Origin of the sequence: Undibacterium sp. TJN25 (assembly GCF_049339885.1) — a bacterium.
Lineage (GTDB): Bacteria > Pseudomonadota > Gammaproteobacteria > Burkholderiales > Burkholderiaceae_D > Undibacterium.
This window is the reverse complement of record NZ_JBMPPM010000007.1, coordinates 176,302-194,485: the sequence shown is the minus strand read 5'-3', so window position 1 is coordinate 194,485 and position 18,184 is coordinate 176,302. Positions and strand designations below refer to the sequence as shown.

General features: G+C 59.4%; 14 protein-coding genes. 13 read left to right on the top strand and 1 reads right to left on the bottom strand.

Annotated elements, in window-relative coordinates; all coding sequences use genetic code 11:
• Positions 1-11 precede the first annotated feature (11 nt).
• The 10 genes from arsB (at position 12) to ACO0LO_RS18885 (ending at position 10,420) form a co-directional block, all read left to right on the top strand.
• A complete protein-coding gene (gene arsB / locus ACO0LO_RS18930; RefSeq protein ID WP_422966278.1) occupies positions 12-1,088 on the top strand; it encodes an ACR3 family arsenite efflux transporter in 1,077 nt (358 codons plus the stop codon).
• Positions 1,085-1,825 (top strand): arsenical resistance protein ArsH, encoded by a 741-nt coding sequence (gene arsH / locus ACO0LO_RS18925; protein WP_422966276.1) that lies wholly within the window; start codon positions 1,085-1,087, stop codon positions 1,823-1,825. The genes arsB and arsH overlap by 4 nt, the downstream gene beginning before the upstream one ends.
• An 18-nt stretch (positions 1,826-1,843) precedes the next feature.
• Positions 1,844-2,158: a hypothetical protein gene (locus ACO0LO_RS18920; RefSeq protein WP_422966274.1), complete on the top strand. Its 315-nt coding sequence runs from the start codon at positions 1,844-1,846 to the stop codon at positions 2,156-2,158.
• A 171-nt stretch (positions 2,159-2,329) separates the two neighbouring features.
• Complete coding sequence (locus tag ACO0LO_RS18915) at positions 2,330-2,797, top strand: hypothetical protein (RefSeq protein ID WP_422966272.1); 468 nt, start codon at positions 2,330-2,332, stop codon at positions 2,795-2,797.
• Positions 2,798-2,816: 19 nt separating this feature from the next.
• Positions 2,817-3,008 (top strand): GNAT family N-acetyltransferase, encoded by a 192-nt coding sequence (locus tag ACO0LO_RS18910; protein WP_422966270.1) that lies wholly within the window; start codon positions 2,817-2,819, stop codon positions 3,006-3,008.
• A gap of 200 nt (positions 3,009-3,208) precedes the next feature.
• Positions 3,209-3,655: a hypothetical protein gene (locus ACO0LO_RS18905; protein ID WP_422966268.1), complete on the top strand. Its 447-nt coding sequence runs from the start codon at positions 3,209-3,211 to the stop codon at positions 3,653-3,655.
• Positions 3,656-3,801: 146 nt separating this feature from the next.
• Entirely contained in the window at positions 3,802-5,061 is a 1,260-nt protein-coding gene (locus tag ACO0LO_RS18900; protein ID WP_422966266.1) for a TolC family protein, read from the top strand.
• Positions 5,058-6,656, top strand: coding sequence for an efflux RND transporter periplasmic adaptor subunit (locus tag ACO0LO_RS18895; protein ID WP_422966264.1), 1,599 nt, complete (start codon positions 5,058-5,060; stop codon positions 6,654-6,656). Before ACO0LO_RS18900 ends, ACO0LO_RS18895 begins: the two co-directional genes overlap by 4 nt.
• A complete protein-coding gene (locus ACO0LO_RS18890) occupies positions 6,653-9,808 on the top strand; it encodes an efflux RND transporter permease subunit (protein ID WP_422966262.1) in 3,156 nt (1,051 codons plus the stop codon). The genes ACO0LO_RS18895 and ACO0LO_RS18890 overlap by 4 nt, the downstream gene beginning before the upstream one ends.
• 222 nt (positions 9,809-10,030) lie before the next feature.
• Positions 10,031-10,420 carry a GFA family protein gene (locus ACO0LO_RS18885; protein ID WP_422966260.1) on the top strand — a complete coding sequence of 130 codons (390 nt, stop codon included), beginning with the start codon at positions 10,031-10,033 and terminating at the stop codon, positions 10,418-10,420.
• 64 nt (positions 10,421-10,484) lie between these two features.
• On the opposite strand, the gene ACO0LO_RS18880 is transcribed toward ACO0LO_RS18885, so the two are convergent.
• Entirely contained in the window at positions 10,485-13,103 is a 2,619-nt protein-coding gene (locus tag ACO0LO_RS18880; RefSeq protein ID WP_422966258.1) for a response regulator, read from the bottom strand.
• 268 nt (positions 13,104-13,371) lie between these two features.
• Here ACO0LO_RS18880 and ACO0LO_RS18875 point away from each other — a divergent pair, with 268 nt between their 5' ends.
• From ACO0LO_RS18875 to ACO0LO_RS18865, 3 genes are all read left to right on the top strand, one after another.
• On the top strand, positions 13,372-14,940 hold the full coding sequence (locus ACO0LO_RS18875; protein ID WP_422966256.1) for a GH39 family glycosyl hydrolase: 1,569 nt from the start codon (positions 13,372-13,374) through the stop codon (positions 14,938-14,940).
• Positions 14,867-16,183: a glucoamylase family protein gene (locus ACO0LO_RS18870; protein ID WP_422966255.1), complete on the top strand. Its 1,317-nt coding sequence runs from the start codon at positions 14,867-14,869 to the stop codon at positions 16,181-16,183. The genes ACO0LO_RS18875 and ACO0LO_RS18870 overlap by 74 nt, the downstream gene beginning before the upstream one ends.
• Before the next feature lie 443 nt (positions 16,184-16,626).
• Entirely contained in the window at positions 16,627-18,141 is a 1,515-nt protein-coding gene (locus tag ACO0LO_RS18865; protein ID WP_422966253.1) for a peptide MFS transporter, read from the top strand.
• Positions 18,142-18,184: the final 43 nt, after the last annotated feature.

The window sequence follows — 18,184 nt, the reverse complement described above, 5'->3', positions numbered from 1 at the left end:
AGTTCACCGCAATGAGTAATCCACATACCATGGTGATGGAAGCTAATGCCGCGCCCTCCATCGGCTTCTTTGAACGTTACCTCACGCTGTGGGTAGCGCTGTGCATCGTGGCCGGCATTGGGCTGGGCAAGCTGTTGCCCGGCGTGTTCCATGTGATAGCCTCGCTGGAGCTGGCAAACGTCAATATTCCAGTGGGCATCCTCATCTGGGTGATGATCATCCCCATGCTGATCAAAATCGATTTCACGGCCATGTCCCAGGTCGCGGAGCATTGGCGCGGCATAGGCGTCACGCTTGTCATCAACTGGCTGGTGAAGCCTTTCTCCATGGCCTTGCTGGGCTGGCTGTTTGTGCGTCACCTGTTTGCCGGCTATCTGCCTGCCGGCCAGGCAGACAGCTACATTGCCGGCCTGATTTTGCTGGCTGCTGCGCCATGCACGGCAATGGTCTTCGTCTGGAGCCAGCTATGCAAGGGCGATCCTTACTTCACGCTGTCCCAGGTCGCGCTGAATGACGCCATCATGATCATCGCCTTCGCACCGCTGGTTGCCTTGCTGCTGGGGATGTCTGCCATTAGCGTCCCCTGGAATACGCTGTGCATGTCGGTAGGCTTGTACATTGTCGTTCCCGTCATGCTGGCGCAGGGGATGAGGAGGGCGCTGCTGTCCGGCGGCAAGGCAGCATTTGAACGGAAAATTTCCACGCTTGGCCCCTATTCGATCATGGCGCTGTTGCTCACCCTGGTGCTGCTGTTTGCTTTCCAGGGCAATGCCATTCTTGCGCAGCCGCTGGTGATCGCGCTGCTGGCGGTACCCATCCTGATCCAGGTGCTGTTCAATTCCGGCCTGGCTTATCTGCTCAACCGCAAGCTGGGCGTAGCGCACTGTGTGGCAGGGCCTTCCAGCCTGATAGGCGCCTCCAATTTCTTCGAACTGGCGGTGGCGACGGCAATCAGCCTGTTCGGTTTCCAATCCGGTGCGGCGCTGGCGACCGTGGTGGGCGTCCTGATCGAAGTTCCGGTGATGCTGCTCGTTGTTGCCGTCGTCAACCGTTCGCAAACCTGGTATGAACTGAAAGCGCCATCGTGAACAAGCATCTTCCCCACATCAGCCGCGCGCATCTGGACTTGCCTACAACGGAAAAGCTGGAACCGAAAGACGCAGCCAGCCATGCACCCCGCATACTGCTGCTATACGGCTCCCTGCGCGAGCGTTCCTACAGCAAGCTGCTGACGCTGGAAGCGCAGCGTATCCTGCAGGAATTCGGTGCCGAAACCCGGGTGTTCGACCCTGCAGGCCTGCCGATGGTGGATAGCGTGCCGCCCGACCATCCCAAGGTGCAGGAGCTGCGCGCGCTGTCGGCATGGTCAGAAGGGCAGGTATGGTGCAGCCCGGAGCGCCACGGCGCGATGACCGGCGTCTTCAAATCTCAGATCGACTGGCTGCCGCTGGAGATCGGCAGTTTGCGGCCTACGCAGGGCCGCACGCTGGCCGTCATGCAAGTCTCCGGCGGCTCGCAGTCGTTCAATGCCGTCAATGCCTTGCGCGTGCTGGGGCGATGGATGCGCATGGTGACGATACCCAACCAGAGCTCCGTCGCCAAAGCCTATCAGGAGTTTGACGAAGACGGCAGGATGAAGCCTTCTGCCTACTATGAACGCCTGGTGGACGTGATGGAAGAACTCTACAAATTCACGTTGCTGGTCCGCGACCGTTCCGACTATCTGACAAGCCGCTATAGCGAGCGAAAGGCATCGAATCTTGTTGTAGCGGGCGAACTGGCCGCTGCGGCCATGGTCCACGAGGCCTCGCCAGAGCCCGACTAGCCTTTCCAGCGCTACGGCATGCTGACCGGCAAAGTGACGCACTTGAGCGCAGATGCGACCGAAGCCGGCAAAAGCAGCAATCAGCAGAACAACACCAACAGCAACGGCAGTAGCGGCGGCACTGCAGACAACACCAATCCTGCCAGCACCATCTCCACCTATAAGGCCAAGGTGCAATTGGACAAACAGGTGCTGGTGGATGCGCAGGGCAACAAGCTCTTGATCACGCCGGGTATGCAGGTGGTAGCGGAGATCAATCAGGGCAAGCGAACGGTGCTGGAGTATTTGTCGCCGGTGCAGAAGGCGACGCAGGAGGCGGCTAGGGAAAAATAAAAATAAGTCGAGTGAGCAGCTTAGAATTTCGCAACTCACTCCTCAAATAATAGTGCACTAATTATATTTTGTGGCCCAGAGAAATGCTCAAGAGGTGACTAGGCTAACAATGTAAAAAAATTGGACCAAAATTAATGCACGTAAGAGTTTCGACGGTTTTAAGGAGATGGGATGAGTGTTCAAATTAGAAATAAACTAAATCCGCTTAATTCACCTAAAGTAGCAATTTCGGGATTGCTGCTGGCATATTTAATATATGCGTATATCTCGGCAGATTCTATCGGCTATTGCCGAGAACAAGAGCGAATGATCCCAGATCAAGAAATCTGCGAGAACTTATTCGAGGGTGCCATTAAAGCTGGGAATCTAAAGTTAGGCGTGCAGGAAAAGAACGGCCTTGACTATCTGGAAAATCATCAAAATCACTGCAGGATAAATAGAAACTTCAGTGGAAGTTTTAGGCTGGGAGGGCTTTTTAGTGTTTTTTTTGATGACAGCATTGAAGTTTTTTTGACCTATGAAATGACCGACCTTGCCAAAAAACGAAATGGCGTCGGATCAAGTATTACATGGGATGAATGGATTTTTTTAAGCCCATGTGGAAAAATCCGGAAAATTAGTGGGATAAGTGGAAGCTAAAAAGTAGTCTATACCAACTATGAAAGTGAGCATTGTCGCCTGGGCCCGGCGCCGCAGTGCGCGCTGCGTCCAACTTGGCGTGGTCTGCGGCGACACGCCGGCGGTAAGGCTGTATGCGCGCGAAGGGTTCAAGATAGCCGGTGAAATTGAACCGCTGCGCCCCGGCTCGGCATTCATGTCTCAGCCCATGCATTTATCGCTGAATCAATGAAGATGCAGGTCAAACCGGTCTCTCCACGCTTCAACGCAAAATCATGGAGAACCAGCTAGTCCATGAATTCTTTGCTGCTGAATGCAATGGCAGGTGTAAGGTTTGGGCTGGAATCTCGACAGATGTCCATGGAGCCGTCCCTGCCTTGACAATATGCACCACCGCTATATATGATAAATTAAGACAAATTTGATGAATCCATGAAGCTTTCCCGTCCATCCCGCTTGGTTGCTGCGTTTATTGCGCTGTTCAGCATGCTGTTTATGCAGCTTGCTGTGGCGTCGTACGCCTGCCCGGGGATGACGGCAGGAGGCGCACATGCCGGCGCATCGGCCAGTGTCCATGCCACAGCCGCCGTGGCGACGATGGCGGCGACGACGGATATGGCGGGGATGATGAATTGCGACGGCATGGACATGGAGCAGCCTACGCTGTGCCACGCTTATGCACAGGATTCTTTCAGCAAACAATCGCTCGACAAGCCTCAGTTACCGGATGTTCAGCCCTTCCTCACCGCAGGACTGGTGCTAGCATTGAACATCGTCGATACGGCGAGGCTTCCGCAGTCGTCCTGGCTGCCTTCCTCCACGTTGGCACGTTCCACCGCTCCCCCTATCGCTATCCGCAACTGCTGTTTCCGCATTTGATTTTCCAGACCGCCTAGTCCGTCATCGTCGCGCTTTAGCAGCGTAGACGCTGTTGCCTATCGTTGTCTGGAGGTTCCATGTCATTCCGTATCGCCGCGCCACATTCTGGGCGGCATCTTAAACTTCGCACTGCATTGATTGCGTGCATGCTCTCACTGCCGTCTTTTAATCTGTTCGCGGCAGATCATCCCCTCAGCCTGGGGCAAGCGCAGCAGCTCGCTGTCGCCCGATCCCGCCAATTGTCCGCGCAGGACCTGGCGGTGACCGCCTCTCGCGAAATGGCCGTGGCTGCCGGCCAATTGCCCGATCCTGTGCTGAAGGCAGGCATCGATAATCTGCCAGTCAGCGGCCAGGACCGTGGCAGCCTGACCAATGATTTCATGACCATGCGCCGCATTGGCGTCTCCCAGGAACTGATCGGGGCGGACAAGCGCAAGCTGCGCGCCGACCGTTATGACCGCGCCGCCGACAAATCCCTCGCGGAAAAGGAAACAGCCATTGCCGCCGTCCAGCGCGATACGGCAATCGCCTGGCTGGATCGCTACTACGCCGAGCAAATGGTGGGCCTGGTCGCCGAGCAGGCCAGCCAGGCCAGGCTGGAAATCGACGCGGCGGAAGGCGCCTATCGCGCAGGCCGGGGTACGCAGGCCGACATATTCGCTGCACGTAGCGCCTTGGCCCTGATCGACGACCGTGCCAGCGAATATCAAAGAAAGCTCCGTAACACCCGCATCATGCTGGCCCGCTGGACCGGCGATATACCGGATACGGTACTGAGCGGACAGCCGGACATCGACACCATTCGCCTGGATCCGGCGTCGCTGGACACCTCATTGGCCCATCATCCGGAAATCGCTGTACTGACTAGGCAGACCGAAATCGCCGAAGCCGATGTGCGGCTGGCTGAAGCCAACAAAAAATCCGACTGGACCGTTGAAGTGGCGTTCCAGCAGCGCGGCCCGGCGTATTCCAATATGGTTTCCGTCGGGGTGTCGCTGCCTTTCCAGTGGGACCAGAAGAACCGGCAAAACCGTGAACTGTCTTCCAGGCTGGCCACGGTGGAGCAATCCCGGGCCGAGCGCGATGAAATGCTGCGCGCCCACGTGGCCGAGACCCGGACCATGATCGAGGAATGGCAAAGCGACCGTGAGCGCATCACCCGCTATGAGCGTGAACTGATCCCGCTGTCCAGGGAGCGGACCCAGGCCACGCTGGCCAGCTATCGCGGCGGCAAATCCAGCCTGAGCGACGTGCTGGCTGTGCGCCGTAGCGAGATTGACCTCCGTCTTCAGGCGCTGCAATTGCTGGCCGATACCGCCCGCTTGTGGGCGCAGCTCAATTTTTTATTTCCGGTCGAAGCGCAAGGTGTGCATTCGCCGCAGTCCATGAACAAGGGCAATCCATGAAAAACAATAAAATCATAGTCGCCCTTGCCGCAATCGGGCTTTTAACAATCAGTGGTTATGGCCTGTACCAACTCGGCATGCAGCACGGAATGAAGGGTGCTGCTGCAGTTGCGAACGCAGACAATGCTGCAGTCTCCATGCCCCAAGGCCAGGACAGCGGCAAGAAGGTGCTGTACTGGCATGACCCCATGGTTCCGGCTCAAAAATTCGACAAGCCGGGCAAATCGCCTTTCATGGACATGCAGCTGGTGCCGGTGTATGCCGACGGCGGCGATGAAAGCAGTGTCAGCATCAGCCCGCGCGTGCAACAGAATCTGGGTATCCGCACCGCGGAAGTCACCAGGGGGAGTATGTCAACGGCGGTAACCGCTGTCGGCAGCGTGGCCTACAATGAACGCGATGTCGCCCTGGTGCAAGCACGCAGCAACGGTTTCGTCGAGAAACTGTATGTGCGCGCACCGCTTGACCCTGTCAGGAAAGGGCAGGCGCTGGCGGATCTGTACGTGCCGGACTGGGTCGCGGCGCAAGAAGAATACCTGACGGCCAAACGCATGCAAGCCGGGGGTATCGATGGTTTGCTGGAGGGCGCCAGGCAGCGCCTGCGCCTGGCGGGTATGACCGAGGATCAGATCCGTGCGGTAGAAGCCAGCGGCAAGGTCCACCCGCGCATCACCATAATGGCGCCAGTCAGCGGGGTGGTCTCGGAACTGGACATACGCGAAGGCATGACCGTGGCTACTGGGGCTCCGCTGTTTCGCATCAATGGCCTGGCCACGATCTGGGTCAACGCCGATATCCCGGAAAACCAGTCCGCCCAGGTACGCCCCGGCAATACGGTGGAAGCACGCACGCCGTCGCTGCCCGGCACGGTCTTCAAGGGCAGGGTCGGTGCGATCCTGCCGCAAGTGGACGCGGCTACCCGTACGCTGAAAGCGCGCATTGAGCTGGCCAATTCGTCCGGCCAGCTGGTGCCGGGCATGTTTGCCACGCTGCGCATCAGTTCCGACGCGCGCAAAGACATCCTGCTGGTGCCGAGCGAAGCGGTGATTGCCACCGGCACGCGCAGCGTGGTGATGGTGTCGCAAGGCAGCGGCAGGTTCATCCCGGTGGATGTTGAAACCGGTGCTGAAACCAATGGACAGACCGAGATTCGCGGAGGTCTGCAGGCTGGGCAGAAAATAGTTGTTTCCGGCCAGTTCCTGATCGATTCCGAAGCCAGCCTGAAAGCGACGACAACCCGTATGAGCGACGCACCGCCGCCCGGCACGGGAGCGGCGGCAGACCTGACCCACCATGGCAGCGGCAAGGTTGAAAAGATCGGCAAAGATGCAATCACCTTGTCGCACGGGCCCATCCCGTCGCTGCAATGGGGGCCGATGACGATGGATTTCAAGTTGCCGGCTGCCGGCCTGCCGCGCAATGTCGCAGTCGGCGACATGGTCGTTTTCGATCTGCGAGAAACCGGCAAAGGCGCCTACCAGATAAGCTCGATCACGCCCACGGCGGATGCCCCCGGGCCCGTCATGCCGGCCAAGGCGGGGAACGACGGCATGAAGATGCCTGCGCCTGCGTCAGCGTCAGGAGACAGGAAATGATGGCTAGGCTGATACGCTGGTCGATCGCCAACCGCTTCCTGGTACTGCTGGCGACGGTGATTCTTGCGGCCTGGGGCATCTGGTCCCTGTCGCGCACGCCGCTGGATGCGATCCCCGACCTGTCGGATGTGCAAGTCATCATCCGTACCAGCTATCCGGGGCAGGCGCCGCAAATCGTTGAAAACCAGATCACGTACCCGCTGACGACGACCATGCTGTCGGTTCCGGGCGCCAAGACGGTGCGCGGCTACTCCTTCTTCGGCGACTCCTTCGTCTACGTGCTGTTCGAGGATGGCGTCGACATGTACTGGGCGCGGTCCCGCGTGCTGGAATACCTGAACCAGGTGCAGTCGCGCTTGCCGCCGCAGGCAAAGACCGCGCTGGGGCCGGATGCTACCGGCGTTGGCTGGGTGTATGAATACGCGCTGGTGGACCGCAGCGGCAAGATGGACTTGTCGCAGCTACGCGCCTACCAGGACTGGTTCCTGAAGTTTGAGCTAAAAGCGGTGCCCAATGTATCGGAAGTCGCCAGCATAGGCGGCATGGTGCGCCAGTACCAGATCCAGCTCGATCCGGACAAGATGCGTGCCTACAATATTCCGCATGGGAAGATCGTGGAAGCAGTGCAGAAAGCAAATCAGGAAAGCGGCGGTTCGGTGATGGAACTGGGCGAGGCCGAGTATATGGTACGGGCCTCGGGCTACCTCACGTCGCTGGAGGATTTTCGCAAGATACCGTTGACGACCACCGATGCCGGCGTATCGGTGCGGCTGGGCGATGTTGCGCGCATCCAGGTCGGGCCGGAAATGCGGCGCGGCATTGCGGAGCTGAACGGCGAAGGCGAAGTCGCCGGTGGCGTGATCGTCATGCGTTCCGGAAAAAATGCGCTGGAAACCATTGATGCAGTCAAAGCCAAGCTGGAAAAACTCAAGGCCAGCCTGCCGCCCGGTGTCGAGATCGTTACCACCTACGACCGTTCAAGCCTGATCAAACGCGCCGTGACCAATCTGGAGCACAAGCTGATCGAGGAATTCATTGTTGTCGCCCTCATCTGCGCGATCTTCCTGTTCCATATCCGCTCCGCGCTGGTCGCCATCGTATCCCTGCCACTGGGCATACTGGCGGCGTATATCGTCATGTACTACCAGGGCGTCAATGCCAACATCATGTCGCTAGGCGGCATTGCCATCGCCATCGGCGCGATGGTGGATGCCGCGGTGGTGATGATAGAGAATGCGCATAAGCATATCGAAGCCTGGAACCATGCGCATCCGGGCGAGAAGCTGACCGGCGAGCCGCATTGGCGGGTGATCGGCGATGCGGCGGCGGAAGTGGGGCCGGCATTATTCTTTTCCCTGCTGATCATCGTGTTGTCCTTCATTCCGGTATTCACGCTGGAAGCCCAGGAGGGCCGGCTGTTTGCGCCGCTGGCCTTCACCAAGACCTATGCGATGGCGGCAGCTGCCGTGCTGGCGGTTACCCTGATCCCGGTGCTCATGGGCTACCTGATACGCGGCACTATCCCGGATGAACAAAAGAACCCGCTGAACCGCCTGCTGATCTCGCTATACCGTCCGCTGCTGGAACGCGTGCTGCGTTTTCCAAAGGCGAGCTTGCTGGTTGCCGCCCTGGTTGCGCTCGCGACGATCTGGCCGATGTCCCGGCTGGGCGGTGAGTTCATGCCGCCATTGGATGAGGGTGACCTGCTGTATATGCCATCCGCGCTACCGGGCGTGGGCGCCGGCAAGGTCTCCGAGCTGCTGCAGCAAACTGATCGCCTGATCAAGACCGTGCCGGAAGTGCAAAGCGTGTTCGGCAAGGCAGGCCGAGCCGAATCGGCGACCGATCCGGCACCGCTGGAGATGTTCGAAACCACGATACAGTTCAAGCCGCGCGACCAGTGGCGCGCGGGAATGACTCCCGACAAGCTGGTCGATGAGCTGGACCGCATCGTCAAGGTGCCGGGCCTGTCCAATATCTGGGTGCCGCCGATCAGGAACCGCATCGACATGCTTGCCACCGGCATCAAGAGCCCGGTAGGCGTCAAGGTAGCCGGCGTGGACCTGAAGGAAATCGACCGCATTACCGGCGATATTGAGAGGGTCGTGAAAAACGTGCCGGGTGTCTCCTCGGCCCTGGCGGAACGCCTCAATGGCGGGCGTTATATCGACGTCAATATCGACCGTGATGCAGCAGCGCGCTACGGGCTGAACATTGCCGATGTGCAGGGCATCGTGTCGGCTGCCGTCGGTGGCGACAACATCGGCGAGACAGTCGAGGGTTTGCAGCGCTTCCCTATCAACGTGCGTTATCCGCGCGAGGTGCGCGATTCGGTCGAAAAGCTGCGCCAGTTGCCGGTATTGACCGAGCGCGGTGCGCAAATCCATCTGGGCGATGTTGCCGCGATCCGTATCAATGATGGTCCGCCGATGCTGAAAAGCGAGAACGCGCGGCTGTCGGGCTGGGTCTACGTGGATATCCGCGACCGTGACCTGAGCTCTGCGGTTCATGACATGCAGCAGGTCGTGGCCAGGGAGGTGAAATTGCCGCCGGGATATTCCATTGCCTGGTCGGGCCAGTTTGAATACCTGGAGCGGGCCACCGCCAAACTGAAAATTGTTGTGCCCGCGACCTTGCTGATTATTTTCGTCCTGTTGTATCTGACCTTTTCCCGCGCCGATGAAGCGGCACTGATCATGGCAACGCTGCCGTTTGCGCTTGCCGGAGGTATCTGGCTGCTGTGGGCGCTGGGCCATAACCTGTCGGTTGCCAGCGGGGTAGGGTTCATTGCGCTGGCCGGCGTCTCCGCGGAATTCGGGGTGATCATGCTGCTGTACTTGAAGCATGCCTGGGAAGACCGCCTCGCAGCGGGCAGGAATAGCGAGCAGGACCTGCTGGAAGCGATACGCGAAGGCGCAGTGCTGCGGGTGCGGCCCAAGGCGATGACGGTCGCCGTGATCATCGCCGGCCTGGTACCCATCATGTTTGGCGCCGGAACCGGCTCGGAAGTGATGAAACGGATTGCCGCCCCGATGGTAGGCGGCATGATCACCGCCCCTTTATTGTCGATGTTTGTGGTGCCGGCCGTCTATCTGCTGCTGCGCCGGCGGCAGTTGCGCCGCAAGGTGCGGGAGCTTGCATCACCGGGCTAGCGGCGAATGCGCGTTGGCTGCCTGGCCTGACCAAGATCGGCGCAAGTCATCGCGCTGCCATCTTGCGATGCGCTGACGAGTCGATTAGCATGATGCGTGAACCGGGCACAATGGATTCATTTGATTCATTGGACTGGCCGGACAAGCGACAGCCGGCGTTTTTCGCCGGTCCGGCAACGGTTCTTCTGCTCTCATACCCCTTTAACGGAGAGGAAGCACATCATGGCAACCATGAACAAAGGCGCATGCCTGTGTGGACGTGTTAATTTTGTGGTGATAGGAGACCTGAAAGCTCCCGATGCCTGCCACTGCCTGCAGTGCAGGAAACATTCGGGCCATTATTTCGCCTCCACCGACATGCCCAAGGCGGCGCTCACCATCACGGGGCAGGAAAATCTGAGCTGGTACCAGTCCTCCGCCAAGGTGCGGCGCGGCTTTTGCGCCACCTGCGGATCTTCGCTGTTCTTTGAGCCGCTGGCGCGCGACTGGATAGGCATCGCCATGGGCGCCTTCGATACGCCGACTGCCACGCATCTGGAGATGCATATCTTCGTGGCGGAGAAGGGGGATTACTACGAGATTGCTGATGGCCTGCCGCAGAACCAGCACTGAGTATGGAATACTGAGCACCAGCGCACATGCTGCCATGCGATAGGGAGAAGCGGCCGCGCTGCCCCTATCCCTTCAACACCTTCTTCAACTGGTCCAGGTCGTAAGGCTTGGCCAGCATGCTGCATGTTATGCCCGCAGCCAGCTGCGGCTTTTCACCATAACCGGAAGCGAAGATGATGCGTATCCCTGGCTGCTGCGCCGCAGCCAGCTCGGCCAGCTGCGGGCCGGAGAGGCCGGGCAGGTTGATGTCGGTCAGCAGGATGCTGAACGGCTGTGCCGCCAGCAGCGTCAGGGCGTCTTCGGCGCTGGCTGCGCTTTGCACCGGGTAGCCCAGCAGCGACAGCAGGTCGCAGGCGGTGCTGCGCAGGTCTTCATTGTCTTCCACCAGCAGGATGGTGCCGGGCTCGCCGGAATCCGACGGCGCCTGCTGTGTTGATTCCGCCACCGACAGCGTGGCGGCCTCCAGCATGTCTGCCTGGTCGCGGTTGGCGATGATGTGGCGTATCTTGCGGGCCAGGTCTTCGCGCCGGTAGGGTTTGCTGATCAGGTCCACGCCCTGGTCCAGCCGGCCGCCGTGCACGATGGCGTTTTGCGCATAGCCGGAGGTAAACAGGATTTCCAGCCGGGGCAGGTGGGCCTTGGCCAGCTTGGCCAGCTCGGTGCTGCGCATGGCGCCGGGCATGACGACATCGGTAAACAGCAGGTCGATGGCGATGCCGCTTCGGATGATCGTCAGTGCGCTTTGCGCGTCGTTGGCTTTCAGCACCTGGTAGCCCAGCTGGCGCAGCATGTCCATGACGGTGCTTTGCACCGACGGGTCGTCTTCCACCACCAGGATGGTTTCGCTGCCGCCGCGCACCGGGCCGCTGAGCGGCACGGGCAGCCGGGTTTCTTCGGCATGGGCGCGCGGCAGGTACAGGCGGATGGTGGTGCCGTGGTTCAGTTCACTGTAGATGTTGATGTGCCCGGCGCTTTGCTTGGCAAAACCGTAGGCCATGCTGAGGCCCAGGCCGGTGCCTTCGCCTTCCGGCTTGGTCGTGAAGAAGGGGTCGAACGCATGCTCCTGCACCTCCGGCGACATGCCGGCGCCGGTGTCGGACACGGCGATCATCACGTATTCGCCGGGGATCACATCTTCATAGCGAGAGGTGTATTGCTTGTCGAGGAAGGTGTTGGCCAGTTCTATGGTCAGCTTGCCTTCGCCGTTCATGGCATCGCGGGCGTTGATGACGATGTTGAGGATGACGTTTTCCAGCTGGTTGGGATCGGCCAGCGTGTGCCACAGGCCGCCGGCAACGACCGCTTCAATTTCCACCGCCTCGCCCAGCGAGCGGCGCAGCATGTCGTCCATCTTGCCCAGAATGCGGCCTAGGTTCAGTACAATAGGCTGCAGCGGCTGGCGGCGCGCAAAGGACAGTAACTGGGACGACAGCTTGGCGCCGCGCGCTACTGCCTGGCCGGCGGTGGCTAGGCGTTTTTGTCCTTCGGCGTCACCCTTGATGTTGCCGGCCAGCAGTTGCAGGTTGCCGCTGATGACTTGCAGGATGTTGTTGAAATCATGCGCGACGCCGCCGGTGAGCTTGCCTATGGCTTCCAGCTTGGTGGCCTGGCGCAATGCGCTCTGGGTTTCTTCCAGCGCAGTGGCGCCGTCAGCCACCATTTTTTCCAGCTGCTGCTGATAGGCCGTCACCTGGTCTTGCGCGGTCTTTTGCGCGGTGACGTCGCTGCCCAGCGTAAAGATGCCGATGACGTCGCCCGTTTCGGAGAAGATCGGCTGGTACACCAGATCGAGATAGGCCATCTCCGGCTCGGCGCCGGAAATTCTTTGCAGCGACACCGGCATGCTGCGGCCCACAAAGGCCAGGCCGCTGGCATACACCTGGTCCAGCAGTTCAAAGAAGCCCTGGCCTTCCACCTCGGGCAACGCCTGCCGCACCGGGCGGCCGATCAGGTTGCGGTGCCCCACCAGCTGGTAGTAGGAGGAGTTCACCAGGTCGAACACATGGTGCGGCCCCTTGAGGAAAGCAATGAACGCCGGCGCCTGCTCGAACAAGCTGCGCATTTGCTGCTCTTCCTGGGTACGGATGCTGACCCTTTCTTCCAGCGTGCCGACCAGCACTTTCAGCGCGATCTGCGCTTCCTCGCGCTCGCGTATCTGTTCGGCCAGCTGTGTATTCAGCTCGCGCAGCTCTTCCCTGGCCTTGTGTTCTGCGGTGACGTCATTGCATACCACCAGCACGCCGCGCACGCCGGTTTCATCGGCGATGGGGCTGTAGCCGTAGGTCCACCAGACATCGTCGCGCTTGCCATGGCGGGTAACCGGCACCAGCTGGCCCACATGCCAGGTGGCGCCATTGCCGGCCAATACATAATCTATCTGCGGGCCGATGATGTCCCAGATTTCCGCCCAGCATTCGCGGCCTGGCTGGCCCAGCGCGCCGGGGTGGCGCTCCGGCCCCATGGTCTGGCGGTAGGCGTCGTTGTAGAACTGGATCAGGTCGGGACCCCACCAGATGAACATCGGGTGATTGCTGGTCAAGAGCAGGCGCAGCGTGGTCTTGAGGCTCTCCGGCCAGGTATGCGGCTCGCCCAGCGGCGTGTCTTGCCAGGCATGCGCGCGGGTCAGCTCGCCGAGTTCTCCGCCGCCGCTCATGAAGTCCAGATTGGACGGTGCCTTGTTCAATGCGTATTGCTCCTGCTGGACTTCCGGCTTTGCGGAGGGGTGGATAGAAATGACAGGTGCAAAAACAGGATTTTGCGTTTTATTAATGCAAATTACTAATCCACATTACCAACGCAAATTATAACCCGGACTATTGCCGTTTTACCCAGAGAGCCAGCTTAACACTGCGGTCCCCTGGCACTGTTCGGTAGCGTACATTCGGCCTGCAACAGCAGTGCTACAGTGGGGCAACATTATCTTTGTATCCTTTTTGCCTTCACGAGCCTCTATGCCACTCCAACTGGACTGCGACCTGAACGGCGCTTCCGTGCCATTGCGCCATCCCTGGCGCCGCTGTATAGGCAGCTGCCATGCGCCCACCGCGCTGCGCGCCGACTGGCAGGCGCAGCTGCGGCAGGCCAGGGCGGAACTGGGATTTGAATATATCCGCTTTCATGGCTTGCTGGGCGACGGCATGGGCACCGTCAGCCGGCCGGCTGAGGCCGGTGTCGGCGCTGACGGCGGTGAGCTCGTCTACTCCTTCTTCAACATCGACCAGATTTTCGATTTCCTGCTCAGCATAGGCATGCGGCCGGTGATCGAGCTGTCTTTCATGCCTTCCGCGCTGGCTTCCGGCAGCGATACCGTGTTCCATTATCGCGCCAATATCACGCCGCCAAGGGACATGGCGCAATGGGCTGAACTGGTGCGGCGGCTGGCCGCGCATTGCGTGGAGCGCTACGGCATTGCCGAAGTGGCGCAATGGTATTTTGAAGTATGGAACGAGCCCAACCTGCGACAGTTCTGGACCGGTAGCCAGCAGGAGTATTTTGCGTTATATGAAGCCAGCGTCACGGCTATCAAGGGCGTGGATGCGCGCCTGCTGGTGGGCGGCCCGGCCACCGCGCAAAATGCGTGGATAGAGGACTTCATGCAGTTTTGCAGCACGCGCCAGCTGCCGGTGGATTTTGTCAGCACGCATTTTTATCCTACCGATGCCTTCGGTGAAGTCGGCGCCGATACCCTCACGCAGCTGGAGCATACGCCGTTGGACGAGATGCGCACGCGCGCATTGACGGCGCGTGGGCAGGCGCAAGGAAAGCCGCTGTTTTATACCGAATGGAACACCAGTTCCAACCCGCGCGATACCTTGCATGACAGTTCCTTCGGCGCCGCCTTCGCCGCGCGCATTGCCTTGAGCGTGGACGATGTGGTGGACGCCTATAGCTACTGGGTATTTTCCGATATCTTTGAAGAGCTGAGTTTTCCCAGCGCGCCTTTCCACGGCGGCTTCGGCTTGCTGAACCTGCACGGCATCAAGAAGCCGGCCCATAAAGCCTTTGAATTACTGGCGGAACTGGGCGACCGGCATTTCCCGGTAGTGCAACAGCAAACGCAGCAGCATGCGACGGTGGCGCTATGGGTGGGAGAGAAAGGCGAGCACGCAGCCGAGACGCATATTCTGTGCGTCAACCAGGCCATGCCGCGCCATGCCATCCAGACGGAAGACATCGCAGTGCGCCTGCACACGCGTCCCGGCGAAACTGTCAAATCGGCCACCCTGGTCCGCATAGACGACACCAGCTGCAATCCGGCGCTATTGTGGAAACAGATGGGCCAGCCTGGCTATCTGTCCGCGGGCGAAATAGAAACACTGAAAAAATCCACAGAACTGCTGGAAGCTGTTGCAGAGTTTGATACGGGCGCCGTTCACACCATCGTGACTTTTCAGGCAGCCCCGCAATCCCTCAGCTTCCTGCGCATTATATGGGAACACCTAGACCATGACGTCCTCCCCAAATCTGAACATACCGCTGCCGCATCCCTTGCTCTCCAGTCTGCAGAAAGACTCATTTGATTATTTTCTGCACGAGGCAAATGAAAAAAACGGCCTGATCTGCGATAAAACCAAGGAGAACTGGCCAGCCAGCATTGCCGCCGTCGGCATGGCGCTGACGGTCTATCCCATCGGCGTGGAGCGCGGCTTCATGTCGCGCACGCATGCGATTAAACGCACGCTGACTACCTTGCGCTTCCTGGCCGACAGCGAGCAAAGCACGTCGCCCACCGCCACCGGCTACAAGGGCTTCTATTATCACTTCATCGATATGGAAACCGGCGCCCGCGCCTGGGATTGCGAGCTCTCCAGCATCGATACCGCCTTGCTGATCGCCGGCGCGCTCACTGCCGCCGCCTACTTCCAGCAGGATACTGAAGGTGAAACAGAAATCCGCCACCTGGCCGACATGCTGTATCGCCGCATTGACTGGAAATGGATGCTGGCCGGCGCACCTGTACTGTGCCACGGCTGGAAACCAGAAAGTAATTTCCTTCCCTGGCACTGGGAAGGCTATGACGAAGCGCTGGTCATGTACGTGCTGGCGCTGGCCTCGCCGACTCACCCTATCGAGCCGGAGAATTATTCCGCATGGATGAGCACCTATGAGTGGAAAGAGGTGTACGGTATCGAGTACCTGTATGCCGGCCCGCTGTTCATCCATCAGATATCCCATCTGTGGATCGATTTCCGCAACATCCGCGATGACTTCATGCGCGACCATGAATGCGATTATTTTGAAAACAGCCGCCGCGCCACCATGGTCCAGCAGCAGTATGCGATCCGGAACCCGATGGGTTTCGAGCAGTACGGCGAATTCTGCTGGGGCGTCACCGCCAGCGACGGCCCCGGCAACCTCAGCAAGAAGATCAAGGGAGTAGAGCGCATCTTTTTCGACTATATCGCCCGCGGCGCCCCCTACGGCCCGGACGACGGCACGCTGGCCCCCTGGGCGGTGGCCGCCTGCCTGCCGTTTGCGCCGGAGATCGTGCTGCCCACTGTAGAGCACTTCCACCGCATGCGCCTGCGCGAAGTCAATCCCTACGGCTTCAAGGCGTCGTTTTCACCTACTTTCGAATGCGAAAGCATGCCCACGCACAAGGCCGGCTGGGTGTCGCCTTACCACTTCGGCATCAACGAAGGACCGACGGTAATCATGATCGATAATTTCGAGAATGATTTCATCTGGGGCCTGATGCGCAAGTGCCCGTATATCGTGCATGGCTTGCGGCGCGCGGGGTTTAAGGGCGGATGGCTGGCGTAATTGGCCAGCGCGGTAGCCGGGGTGGAGCGTAGCACAACCCGGGTCTGTGGATAGGGAAATTCTACTTAGCGCGGTAGGTTGGGCTAAGGCTGTATCAGCCCAACATTCATCGCAAACCTGGATCAACTTCCTATGCGGAGGCTAAGTGTTAGGCTGAGTGTTAGGCTGATAAAACGCTAGCCCAAGCTACGACAACAGGGAGATCCATAGGGTGTCAATATGCGCATTGCACCGCAAGCGGCTTAAATTGGCAGGAGCAATTGATTCCCGTGCAAAATTTTAATAAAAAGCTATTGACTCTGTAACGCAATGTAGGCATGCGAAGGCTTCCCACCCGTGCCAATAAGCATTACTATGGCGGCCAACAGAATCGTCTATACCATTTTCCACCCAGGGTATGCACGGTTCATCCACGTTGACCTCCTTACCCGCCGGAGACAAGCTTGTTAACACTCAAACAAAAGATATCGCAGATCCCAGACGGGGCCGGCGCGCTGTTTTTCATCCAGATTTTTGCAACGCTGGGCTTTGCGGTGCTGTATTCCACGCTGGTGCTGTACGCGACCAAGAAGCTGGGCTTTTCCAATAAAGAGGCCACGGCCATCATGGGCGTGTTCGGCGCCTTCAATTACGGGCTGCACCTGTTCGGCGGCTACCTGGCCGGGCGCTTCCTCAGCAACCGCAACCTGTTTGTCGGCGGCATGGTGCTGCAGGTGCTGGGCTGTTTCTGCATCTCGGGCGGCGGCGCACACCTGCTGTACTGGGGGCTGGCGCTGTTCCTGACCGGTAGCGGGCTCAATGTCACCTGCCTGAACCTGATGCTGACCCAGCGCTTCAAGCCGGAAGATACGCGCCGCGAAAGCGCTTTCCTGTGGAACTATGCCGGCATGAACCTGGGCTTTTTCATCGGCTTTAGCGCCGCCGGCTATTACCAGCTGCAGGGCGATTATTCCAGCCTGTTCATCTTCGCCACCATCGGCAATTTCCTGGCTATCGTGCTGGCGGCCGGCAACTGGAAAGTGCTGCGCGACCTGGATACGCCGCTGCTGGACAGGACACCCTCGCAATTCAAGTTGCGCTTTGCCGCCGGCATGGCGATCCTGGTCGGCCTGGTGCCGGTGATTTACCTGTTGCTGCAGCATTCCGAGCTGAGCGGCAATGTCGTTATTACCGCGGGTGTGCTGATCGCCGCCATCCTGGTTTTCCTGGCCTTCCGCCACAAGGACCGGCGTGAGCGTAATAATATGTGGGCCTACATGATCCTCACAGCCGGCTCGCTCGTGTTCTGGACGCTGTACCAGATGTCGCCTTCCGGCCTGCAGATTTTTGCAACCGACAACGTGAACCGCATGGTATGGGGCATAGAAATTGCGCCGCAGTGGATACAGAACATCAACAGCTTCATCATCATGATAGGCGGCCCGCTGACGGCGATACTGTTTGATACGCTGCGCAAGCGCGGCTGGAATATCGACCTCAGCCGGCAGTTCGCCGCCGCGCTGATCCTGATCGGCATCGGTTTCCTGGCGCTGCCGCTGGGCATTTCCCTGGCCGGCGGCGACGGCGTGGTCGGTTTCAAATGGGTGTTTATCTGCTACCTGTTCCAGAGCCTGGGCGAGTTGCTCATCTCGCCGGTGGGCTACGCGATGGTGGGCCGTCTGGCGCCGCGCCAGTACCAGGGCATCATGATGGGCAGCTTCATGCTGGTGACCGGTGTGGCATCGGTCATCTCCAGCTGGTTCTCCGGCCTGATCCCGGATGCCAAGGAGGGCATGTCCGCCGTGGCCACCAATCCTACCTACAACAGCATCTTCTCCACGCTGGGCTGGTCCAGCGTTGGCGTCGGCGTGGTGATGGTGGCGCTGATCCCTTTCCTGCGCAAGATCATCAAGGATGTGGAAGCACCGGAAGCCGGTGCAGAACTGGCGGCCCTGCCGGTGGCGGAAGTGCACGCGTAGTTCGCCATATAAAACAATACAAGCGCGGCACATGCCGCGCTTT